The organism is Micromonospora lutea (genome assembly GCF_016863535.1).
Classification (GTDB): domain Bacteria; phylum Actinomycetota; class Actinomycetes; order Mycobacteriales; family Micromonosporaceae; genus Micromonospora; species Micromonospora lutea.
In genome coordinates this window covers 214,595-224,338 of the sequence record NZ_BOPB01000010.1, presented here as the reverse complement: position 1 = coordinate 224,338, position 9,744 = coordinate 214,595, and the positions used below count along the sequence as shown (strand labels likewise).

At 70.5% G+C, this 9,744-nt stretch carries 9 protein-coding genes; 4 read left to right on the top strand and 5 right to left on the bottom strand.

Going from position 1 to position 9,744, the window contains the following annotated elements; all coding sequences use genetic code 11:
• Positions 1-75: 75 nt before the first annotated feature.
• From Vlu01_RS11475 to Vlu01_RS11465, 3 genes are all read right to left on the bottom strand, one after another.
• Positions 76-1,083, bottom strand: a complete 1,008-nt coding sequence (locus tag Vlu01_RS11475; RefSeq protein WP_203997434.1) for a carbohydrate ABC transporter permease — start codon at positions 1,081-1,083, stop codon at positions 76-78.
• Positions 1,084-1,200: 117 nt separating this feature from the next.
• Positions 1,201-2,508, bottom strand: coding sequence for an ABC transporter substrate-binding protein (locus tag Vlu01_RS11470; RefSeq protein ID WP_203997431.1), 1,308 nt, complete (start codon positions 2,506-2,508; stop codon positions 1,201-1,203).
• Positions 2,509-2,724: 216 nt separating this feature from the next.
• Entirely contained in the window at positions 2,725-3,489 is a 765-nt protein-coding gene (locus Vlu01_RS11465; RefSeq protein WP_203997429.1) for a maleylpyruvate isomerase family mycothiol-dependent enzyme, read from the bottom strand.
• A 70-nt stretch (positions 3,490-3,559) separates the two neighbouring features.
• Here Vlu01_RS11465 and Vlu01_RS11460 point away from each other — a divergent pair, with 70 nt between their 5' ends.
• Entirely contained in the window at positions 3,560-4,642 is a 1,083-nt protein-coding gene (locus tag Vlu01_RS11460) for a UDP-N-acetylmuramate dehydrogenase (RefSeq protein ID WP_203997428.1), read from the top strand.
• A gap of 32 nt (positions 4,643-4,674) precedes the next feature.
• Here the strand turns inward: Vlu01_RS11460 and Vlu01_RS11455 are convergent, their stop codons facing one another.
• Together Vlu01_RS11455 and Vlu01_RS11450 are read right to left on the bottom strand one after the other, a co-directional pair.
• On the bottom strand, positions 4,675-5,520 hold the full coding sequence (locus Vlu01_RS11455) for a class I SAM-dependent methyltransferase (RefSeq protein WP_203997427.1): 846 nt from the start codon (positions 5,518-5,520) through the stop codon (positions 4,675-4,677).
• Between the two features lie 13 nt (positions 5,521-5,533).
• Positions 5,534-6,298 carry an SDR family oxidoreductase gene (locus Vlu01_RS11450; protein ID WP_203997424.1) on the bottom strand — a complete coding sequence of 255 codons (765 nt, stop codon included), beginning with the start codon at positions 6,296-6,298 and terminating at the stop codon, positions 5,534-5,536.
• Positions 6,299-6,481: 183 nt separating this feature from the next.
• On the opposite strand from Vlu01_RS11450, the gene mshA reads away from it, so the two are divergent.
• From mshA to Vlu01_RS11435, 3 genes are all read left to right on the top strand, one after another.
• Positions 6,482-7,831: a D-inositol-3-phosphate glycosyltransferase gene (mshA, locus tag Vlu01_RS11445; protein WP_203997422.1), complete on the top strand. Its 1,350-nt coding sequence runs from the start codon at positions 6,482-6,484 to the stop codon at positions 7,829-7,831.
• A gap of 90 nt (positions 7,832-7,921) precedes the next feature.
• Positions 7,922-8,455, top strand: a complete 534-nt coding sequence (locus Vlu01_RS11440) for a type III secretion system chaperone family protein (protein ID WP_203997420.1) — start codon at positions 7,922-7,924, stop codon at positions 8,453-8,455.
• A gap of 77 nt (positions 8,456-8,532) precedes the next feature.
• Positions 8,533-9,477, top strand: a complete 945-nt coding sequence (locus Vlu01_RS11435; RefSeq protein WP_203997418.1) for a hypothetical protein — start codon at positions 8,533-8,535, stop codon at positions 9,475-9,477.
• Positions 9,478-9,744: the final 267 nt, after the last annotated feature.

Genomic DNA, 9,744 nt, shown 5'->3' with positions numbered 1-9,744 from the left:
GCGCCACCTCGCTTCGCTCGGCGCCGCGATGAGCCACCACCGCACTGAGCCGAATGATTCGCTCGCTGCGCTCGCTCATCGGGAGCTTCCCTTCCGCTTGCCGGTGTCCGGTCGGGCACCCGCGCCGAGCCGGCGGATGATCAGAACGTTGATCGCCGCGACGATGGCGATCAGGGCGAAGAGCAGCCAGGCGACCGCGGATCCGTAGCCGAAGTTGTAGTAGGGCGCGAAGGCGTTCTCGAACATGTACATGGTCATCGTCTGCGACTCGCGCATCGGCCCGCCGCGGATCGCGTTGGTGCCGGAATGGAACAGCCGCGGTTCGGTGAACAGCTGAAGTCCGCCGATCGTGGAGATGATGACGCAGAAGATGATCGTCGGCTTGAGCAGCGGCACGGTGATGGTCCAGAACTGTCGGGCCCGGTTCGCACCGTCGATCGCCGCTGCCTCGTAGAGGTCGCGGGGGATGGCCTGCATGGCAGCGAGGAAGATCAGGGCGTTGTAGCCGGTCCAGCGCCAGTCGACCATGGTCGAGATGGCGATCCACGAGGCGAAGCGGTTGGACTTCCATTCGATGCCGTCGACGCCAACCAGTTCGAGCAGCCAGTTGATCATGCCGAACTCGCGGCCGAAGAGCACCCCGAACACGATCGCCACGGCGGCCGTGGAGGTGACGTTGGGCACCAGCACCGCCATCCGCCAGCCGGTACGCATGCGAAGTTGCCGGTTGAGCAGGTTCGCCAACCAGAGCGCGGCGAGTAGCTGCGGGACGGTGCTGATGACGAAGATGCCGAGGGTGTTGACCACCGAGTGCCAGAAGTCGCTGTCGACCAGCAGCCGCGTGTAGTTGTCCGCGCCGACGAAGGTGGGATCGCTGCCCAACAGGTCCCAGTCGTGCAGGGAGACCCAGAAGGTGTACGCCAGCGGCCAGGCCCCGAAAATCGCGAAGACCACGAAGAACGGTGCGATGTAGAGGTAGGGCGAGTACTTCGCGTCGATCCGGCTCAGCCGGCCGGCCCGGGACGGGCGGGTGCCACGCGGCGCGGGTGTGGCCGGTGGTCGCGCGTCGAGCTGCAACGCCATGACCCGTTGACTCCTTTCCACGCCCCCGCCCCGCGCCGGTCCAGGGCGGTCCGCCGTACACGTCGGGTGGACGCGGCTGACCCTGGACCGGCGGCGGGGGTGGGGCCGTCGGGCCGGTTACTTGGCGGCGGCCTTCTTGGCGTTGTTGATCGCGTCCTGCCAGGCCTGCTCGGGGTTGCGCTGCCCCAGCTCGACGGTGCGGACCGCGTTCTCCACCTCGGTGCGGACGGCCTGGTTCTTCGGGCCCATGTAGACCGGCTTCAGCGTCTTCGCGCCCTCACCGAAGATCTTGCCAACCGGTGCGTTGGAGAAGTACGCATTGGTGGCCTCGGTGATGGCTGGGTCGTTCAGCGCCTCCGGCGAGGAGGGCAGCGGGCCCTTGGCCTTGAAGGCGCCGATGTGGCCCTCGGTGCTGGTCAGGAACTTGGCCAGCTTGACGGCCTCCTCCTGGTGCTTGCTCTGCTGTGGCACGGCCAGGTGCGAGCCGCCCCAGTTGCCGCCGTTGCCCGGCACCCGGGCGATGTCCCACTTTCCGCTGGCCTCCGGCCCGGCATTGCCCTCGATCACACCGGTCATCCAGGCGGGGCAGGCGATGGTGGCGAACTTGGTCTGCTTGAAGGCCGAAACCCACTCCTCCGACCAGGAGCCGTACTTGCCGGACAGACCGGCGTTGATGATGTTCATGGTGGTGTCCCAGGCCTGCTTCACCGCCGGGTTGCTCTCCACCACCAGGTTGTCGCTGGTGTCGTAGTAGTGGTAGCCCTGCGCGTTGCCGGCTGTCTGGAGCACGATCGTGTTGAAGGTGTTGGTGGCGGCGTCCAGGAATGAGGCCCCGGTGTTGGCGGCCTTGAACTTCTGCCCGGTGGCGACGTAGTCCTCCCAGGTCGGCCAGAGTTCGGAAACCTTCTCGCGGTCGGTGGGCAGGCCCGCCTTCTCGAAGAGGTCCGTGCGGTAGCACATCGCCATGCCACCGACGTCGGTGCCGAGCCCGATCAGCTTCTGACCGTCGGCGGTGAGCCCCTGGTTCCACTTCCACTCCAGGAAGTTTCCCTTGAGGTCGGCGGCGCCGTGGTCGAGCAGGTTGACGAAGTTGTCCGGGTTGGCCTTGTACTCGACCATCAGGCCCTCTTCGATGGCGACCACGTCGCCGGCGCCCTTGCCGGCGGCGAGCCACTGGGTCAGCTTCGGCGAGTACTCGTCGAGGTTGCCGCCGGTGCCCCGCTCGACGATCTTGATGTTCGGGTTGGCGTCCATGTACTGCTGGTAGAGCTGCTCGTAGCCGAACTGCCCGAAGACGTCGACGGTGAGCGTTATCTTGCCGTCTCCGGCGGCCTCGTCGCCGCCGCCGCAGCCGCTGGCGACGAGCAGGACGCCGGTGGCGGCCAGAGCGACCGCCGCGAGGCGGTGACGCGGGAATGTGCCCATGGTGTGATGACCCCTCTCAGGTCGGGTGGTGGTGGCGCAGGCTGTCTGAGAGCGCTCTCTCGTAGCCTGCGGGCCGGCACCGGACGTGTCAAGAGAGCGCTCTCTCAGGAGGGTCACAGAATGGCCACGAGCCGGCCTCGGGCATCACCGGGCCGGCTCGTGGCCGTCGTCGCACCTACCGCACGGCCCCGGCCGGAGCATGGCGGTGCGGGGAGATCAGCCGGTGCGGACGCCGTCGAGCAGCTCGCGGTCACCGGCGACGGTGAGCGTGTCGAAGCTGACCCGTCCCCAGAGCGCCAGCAACAAGTCGCTGGCCGTGCCACTGACCTGCACCCGCGCATGATGGTCGTCGTGGTCGAGGATGGTGCCGGTGTCGAGCAGGGCGACACCGGTACCACGCAGCCGCAGGTACCACTCCTGGGCGGCGTCGGTGGCGGTCAGCCGGACAACCCCTTGCCACGGGCCGCCCGACCTGCGTCGACCCGCGGGCAGCCAGGTGTCCAGCACCTCGCTCACCCCGTCGGCCGCGAGCTTGGCCTCGATCGGCTCACCCGAGGCGATGGCGAGCTGGGCGTCCCAGCGGTGCACCGCCGTCTCGTGGGCCATCCGGCGCGGCCAGAAGCCCGCCTTCTTCGGCTGGGGGGCCCAGTTCCACGCCGGTGCCTCCGGGTCGAGAGCGTCGAAGAGCGCCATCAGTTCGTCGTACGCCTGCTGCCACTGCTGCACGGCGGTGACGCCCGCAACGGGCTCGACCGGCTGTGACCGGCTCTGCTGCGGCGCCGTCGGATCACCCGAGCCGGCCACGTCGTGCACCCACCGATAGATTCCGGCGAGGTGGCGGGTCAGGTCGTTCACGCTCCAACCGGGGCAGGACAACACAGGAGTCTCGGGTGGCGCCTCGGCCACTGCGGCGGCGAAGGCCGGGCCCTCGGCCCGGAGCGCCCCGATCCAGAAGTCCTTGGTGCCGTGCAATCTGCTCATCGCCATCCTCCCGGGGGTGACCGGGCTACCAGTGGGTGCCACGGCTACCTCTCAGCCTAGGGTGAGAGGCGTGTCTGACGTCTACGCCCAGCCGACAGCCGCCGCTCAACCCGCCAGCACGGGCGAACTGGCGCAATACACGACATTGTGCCTGGGCGGACCGGCTGGCAGGGTCGTCACCGCCACCAACGCCGACGAGTTGGTCAGCCAGGTACGCGAGGCGGGCTCCGAGATCCTCCTGATCGCCGGCGGCAGCAACGTGGTGATCGGTGATGCCGGCTTCCCCGGCACGGTGGTTCTCGTCCGCTCCCGGGGACTGCGGGTGCTGGCCGAGGACGAGCAGACCGTGACGATACGGGTCGAGGCCGGTGAGCCGTGGGACGACCTGGTCGCCGCGACGGTACGCAACGGCTGGTCGGGGCTGGAGTGCCTGTCCGGCATCCCCGGCTCGACCGGTGCCACCCCGATCCAGAACGTCGGGGCGTACGGGCAGGAGGTCGCCGAGACGATCATCGCCGTGCAGGTCTACGACCGGATCGCCGGAACCGTCGGTCAGGTCGAGACCACGGCCTGCGGCTTTGCCTACCGGTCCAGCATCTTCAAGTGCAACGAGCGCTGGGTGGTGCTCTCAGTGGACTTCCGGCTGGCCCGCTCGCCGCTGTCCGGCCCGGTGCGCTACGCGGAGCTCGCCCGGGCGCTCGGCGTCGAGGTCGGTGACCGGGTGCCGTTGGCACAGGCCCGGTCCACGGTGCTGCGGCTGCGCGCCGGTAAGGGCATGGTGCTCGACGCGGGCGACCCGGATACCCGTTCCGTCGGTTCGTTCTTCACCAACCCGATCCTCGACGCCGCCGCGTACGAGCACCTGCGGCAGCGGGCCGTCGACCTGGGTGAGCCGCCGTCCTGGCCCGGTGCCGGCGACACGGTCAAAGTCAGCGCCGCCTGGTTGATCGACAAGGCCGGCTTCGGCAAGGGGTATTCCGGTCCCGGGGGCACCGCCATCTCCACCAAGCACACCCTCGCCCTGACCAACCCCACCGGCGCCGCCAGCACCGACGCCCTGCTCACCCTGGCCCGGGAAATCCGCGACGGTGTCCACGCCCGCTTTGGCGTTTCCCTCCACCCCGAACCCGTCCTCATCAACTGCACCCTCTGACCCCTCCGCCCCTTTCCCCGTTGATCATGAGGTTAACGCCTCGGAGAGCGCTCACCCCGGGTAACAACCTCATGATCAACGGGAGGGGTGGGGGAGACGGCGGACCAGGGGAGGGTCAGTTGGCCTCGGCGCCAGTGGCGGGGGCGGTCGAGGACCGGCCAGCCCTGGGCGCGGACGGCGGCCACGGTGTGCAACCAGCGCTGGCGGGGGCCGAAGGGGACGTAACCTGCGGCGGCGTGCCAGGCGTCGTCCAGCGCCCGGATCAGGTCGTGGATCCGTTCACCCGGTACGTTGCGGTGGATCAGCGCCTTCGGCAGCCGCTCGGCCAGTTCGGCCGGACTGCCGAGGGTCGTCAGCCGGGCGGCCAGGGTCAGCGAGCGTGGCCCGTCGGCGTCGAGCAGCACCCACCCGCCGAGCCGCCCCAACTCGTCACAGGTCCCCTCCACCAGCAGCCCGCCGGGGGCCAGCCCGGCGCACAGCGTGCTCCAGGCGTCGGCCACCTCGCTCTCGTCGTACTGGCGCAGCACGTTGAACGCGCGGACCAGCGCGGGCCGTAGACCGGCCAGTTCGAAGCCGCCTCGGGCGAAGGTGAGCCCCGGTGGGTCGGCGGCGGGCTGCGCGTCGGCCACGCGTATCGGATCGATCTCCAACCCGACCATCCGTACGTCGGCCCTGACGCGGGCGGCGAGCCGGGCGCGCAACTCCACAGTGGTCACCGGGGTCGCACCGTAGCCGAGGTCCACGACCAGCGGGTCCGCTGCGGCGCGCAGCGGGTCGGCGCAGGCCTCCACGATCCAGTTGTCCACCCGGCGGAGCCGGTTGGGGTGGGTGGTCCCCCGGGTCACCGCACCGAGCGGTCGGGATGCCCGCGATGCCATCGTCGAGACCGGATCAGGTGGCCCGGTGCACCTTGTGCTGGGCGGCCTGGGCCAGCGGCCGGACCACGAGACGGTCCACGTTGACGTGCTGCGGGCGGGTGGCGCACCAGGCGATACAGTCGGCGACGTCCTCGGCGAGCAGCGGCTCGGCAACACCGGCGTAGACCGCTTCCGCCTGCGCGACGTCCCCGCCGAAGCGGGTCAACGAGAACTCGTCGGTCTTCACCATGCCCGGGTCGATCTCGATCACCCGCACCGGGCGCCCGCACAGCTCCAGCCGTAGCGTGCCGGCGACCGCGGTCTGCGCGTGCTTCGCCGCGGTGTAGCCACCGCCACCTTCGTACACGGTGAAGCCGGCGGTCGAGGAGACGACGACGATCGTGCCCGCCCCGGATGCCTCCAGCATCGGCAGCAGCGCCTGGGTGACCCGCAGCGTGCCGAGCACGTTGACGTCGTACATCCACTGCCAGTCACCGATCGCGCCGGACTCCACCGGGTCCAGACCACGTGCCCCGCCCGCGTTGTTCACCAGGAGGGTCACCGGCCCGCCGGCCTGCTGCGCGGCCCGGGCCAGGTCGGCCACCGACTCGTCGGAGGTGACGTCGCAGCCCACCGCGGTGGCGGAGCCGCCGGCGGCGCTGATCTCGGCGACCAGCTCGACCAGGCGGTCGGTACGCCGTGCTGCGGCAAGCACGTGGAAGCCCTCAACGGCGAGCCGCCGGGCGGTGGCGGCGCCGATCCCGCTGGACGCTCCGGTGACGATCACGACACGACTCATCTGGCCATTCTCGCTCGCGGGTGGCCGGCGGGAGACGGCACGGTCGCCATGAGGTCGGTCACGCCCGGGGGCCTGCCCGACGTATTTCCCGCCGCCGATCGGGAAGATGACATCCGGCGTGAAGTGTTGACGCAGTAGCGCCGGTCGTGCAGGACGGCATCAACCGTGGCAAAGGGAGCGGACGTGGCGGAAGAGCACACCGGTGTCGGTCGTCAGCGAGGTTCCCTGCCCTGGCCGCGACCCCGGCGGATCGCGACCCTGTCGGTGCACACCTCACCGCTGCACCAGCCGGGCACCGGGGACGCTGGCGGCATGAACGTCTACATCCTCGAGGTTTCCCGGCGGCTGGCCGAGGCGAACGTCGAGGTCGAGATCTTCACTCGGACCACCTCGGGTGACCTGCCGCCGGTGGTGGAGGTGGCTCCGGGGGTGCACGTCCGGCACGTGATGGCCGGCCCGCTGGAGGGTCTGACCAAGGAGGAACTGCCCGGTCAGCTCTGCGCGTTCACCGCTGGCGTGCTGCGTGCCGAGGCGGCCCGCCCGCCCGGCCACTACGACCTCATCCACTCCCACTACTGGCTCTCCGGGCAGGTCGGCTGGCTTGCCAAGGACCGCTGGGGGGTGCCGCTGGTACACACCGCGCACACGCTGGCCAAGGTGAAGAACGCGCAGTTGGCCGTCGGCGACCGACCGGAGCCCAAGGCCCGGGTGATCGGTGAGGAGCAGGTGGTCGCGGAGGCGGATCGGCTGGTCGCGAACACCCGGGTCGAGGCACGGGACCTGATCGACCGGTACGACGCCGAGCCCACCCGGGTCGCGGTGGTCGAGCCCGGCGTCGACCTGGAACGGTTCCGTCCCGTCGCGGGCGACCGGGATGCCGCCACCATCGCGGCCAGGGTCCGGCTGGGCCTGCCGACCCGTGGCCACCTGGTGGCCTTCGTCGGGCGGATCCAGCCGCTGAAGGCACCCGACGTGCTCATCCGTGCGATCGCCGCCCTGCGTGCGCGGGATGCCGAGCTGGCCGGCGAGGTCGCGGTGGTGATCTGCGGTGGCCCCAGCGGCACCGGGCTGGACCGGCCCACCGCGCTGATGGAGCTGGCCGCCTCGCTCGGCGTCGCCGACCGGGTGCACTTCCTGCCGCCGCGCACCGGAGCGGAACTGCCCCTGCTCTACCAGGCGGCCGACCTGGTCGCCGTGCCGTCGTACAACGAATCCTTCGGTCTGGTCGCCCTGGAGGCCCAGGCCTGCGGTACGCCCGTGGTGGCCGCCGCCGTCGGCGGCCTGGTCACCGCAGTGCGCGACCAGGTCAGCGGGGTGCTGGTGCGCGGACACGACCCGGCGGACTGGGCGGGTACGCTGGCCCGCCTGCTGCCCGACCGGGTCCGACGGGAACAGTTGTCCGTCGGCGCCGCCCGGCACGCCCGGAACTTCTCCTGGCATCGCACCGCGGCCGGCCTGCTCGCCGTCTACGGTGAGGCGATCGCCGACCATCGGGCCGGTCTGACCGCCGCGCTCACCAGCTCCTGCTGCTGAGCGCCGGACGGTCCCGGCTCGCCCCACCAGGGCGGCGATGACCGACCGGCAGCCGGGCGGTGCGGTGGTGATCGCCGTAGAGTTGGTCGGATGAGCGACCTCGGTGCCCTGATCGAGTCCGTCTGCGCGGAGCGGGAACTCGCCTGCGAGTCCACTGGCCCGGGGTCGTACGCGGTGACCCTGCCCGGTACGCACAAGCTCAAGACGGTCTGCAATCTGATCGTCGGTGAGCACGCGCTGCGGATCGAGGCGTTCGTGATGCGCCAGCCGGACGAGCGGCGTGAGGAGCTGTGGGCCTGGTTGCTGCAGCGCAACGCCAAGATGTACGCCGTCTCGTTCTCCATCGACGCGGTCGGCGACGTCTACCTCACCGGCCGGGTCAACCCGAACGGTGTCGACGCCGACGAACTGGACCGGCTGCTCGGTGCGGTGCTGTCCTACGCCGACGAGTCCTTCGACACCATGTTGGAGATCGGGTTCGGCAGCTCGATCCGCCGCGAGTGGGAGTGGCGGGTGAAGCGGGGCGAGTCGACCGCCAACCTGGCCGCCTTCGCGCACCTGTTCGAGCCTTCCGAAGCTGTTCGGTCGGCTCCGCCTGGCGCTGAAGGTTCGGACCGCTCCTGACGGGTAAGCCGCAGCGCGCGGTGCGGCGATGGGACCCGCCGCGCCGAGACGGCGAGTGTCGAGGAGCGTGAGCGTCCATGGCTCAGCGAAGCAGCTCGGGTCGCGGCGGGACCGCGACCAGGACCAAACGGCAGGGCGGTAACCAGACCCCGAACACGCCACGGATCTCCGAGTCGGAGATCTCCCGGATGCGGGTGGACGACATTCGGGGAGAGCTGCGGCGGTACGGGGTCTCCGGCATCTCGGCCCTGCGTAAGCCGGAGCTGGTGAAGACGCTGGCGAAGACGCTCCGGTCCGGCGGCGCCGGGCGCCGGAGCAGCGGTCCGGCCGGCCGGGCCAACGCCACGAAGGCATCCGGCACGCGCAAGGCGGCGTCCGGCCGGAACGCGCCGGGGCGGGCCAAGGCGGCGCCGGCGAAACGCGCCGCTCCGGCCCGCAAGGCCACCAGCGCGGCGGGTAGGTCGACCACCGGCACCGCCCGCAAGGCGACCAGCGCGGCACGCACCGGTGCGGCGGGTAGGAGCACGGCCGGAGCGAGGAAGTCGGCCCCGCGCAAGGCGACCACGAGTGGCACCGCCGCCGGTGGATCCCGCACCGAGGCCACCCGCGCGGGTAAGGCGGCACCCACCCGGCGGTCCGCCAGCGGTGGTGCCGCGCGGACCGGACGATCGAGTTCGCGGTCGATCCGATCGTCGCAGCTGATCTCCTCGCTCCAGGACCGGCCGGAGCGTGCCGGCCGCAGCCTGGTCACCACCAACCACGACGTCATCCGACGGTGGGCCCGGGAGCGCGGTGCCAAACCGGCGACGATCAGCGGTACCGAGCGCGAGGGCCGGGCCGGGGTGTTGACGTTCAACTTTCCGGGTTACCGGGAGAGCAGCCGGATCCGTGAGATCAGCTGGGACGAGTGGTTCCACACCTTCGACCTGCGGCGGCTGAACCTGATCTACCAGGAGCAGATGCGGGACGGCCGCCCGAGCAACTTCTTCCGGACCGAATCGCCAGATCGGGAGGACGGATGAAAGGTTTACGGGAATAGTCCTCGGGTACCCGCTGTTGGCCTGGACCGAGGGCCTAGGCAACCGTCCCCACAGGGGTTCGGTAGCTGTGACGGGCGAGACAGCCGCTCAGGTTGAATCGCAAGGTCTGGCCGCACTAACTTTATTGCACCGCGTTACGCTCGGAACCGTTCGGGGGAGCGGCGGATCGATCAGATCTGTGCAGCCGGGCGAGGCGCGGGGGACGGGTGGACCGACACCGTTGGGGGACGGTGGCCCACCTGTTTGACC

What these genes read in the sequence shown, in the direction of transcription:
- Vlu01_RS11475 (WP_203997434.1), bottom strand. Translation starts at nt 1,083, where the DNA reads ATGGCGTTGCAGCTCGACGCGCGACCACCGGCCACACCCGCGCCGCGT.
- Vlu01_RS11470 (WP_203997431.1), bottom strand. Translation starts at nt 2,508, where the DNA reads ATGGGCACATTCCCGCGTCACCGCCTCGCGGCGGTCGCTCTGGCCGCC.
- Vlu01_RS11465 (WP_203997429.1), bottom strand. Translation starts at nt 3,489, where the DNA reads ATGAGCAGATTGCACGGCACCAAGGACTTCTGGATCGGGGCGCTCCGG.
- Vlu01_RS11455 (WP_203997427.1), bottom strand. Translation starts at nt 5,520, where the DNA reads ATGGCATCGCGGGCATCCCGACCGCTCGGTGCGGTGACCCGGGGGACC.
- Vlu01_RS11450 (WP_203997424.1), bottom strand. Translation starts at nt 6,298, where the DNA reads ATGAGTCGTGTCGTGATCGTCACCGGAGCGTCCAGCGGGATCGGCGCC.
- Vlu01_RS11440 (WP_203997420.1), top strand. Translation starts at nt 7,922, where the DNA reads ATGAGCGACCTCGGTGCCCTGATCGAGTCCGTCTGCGCGGAGCGGGAA.
- Vlu01_RS11435 (WP_203997418.1), top strand. Translation starts at nt 8,533, where the DNA reads ATGGCTCAGCGAAGCAGCTCGGGTCGCGGCGGGACCGCGACCAGGACC.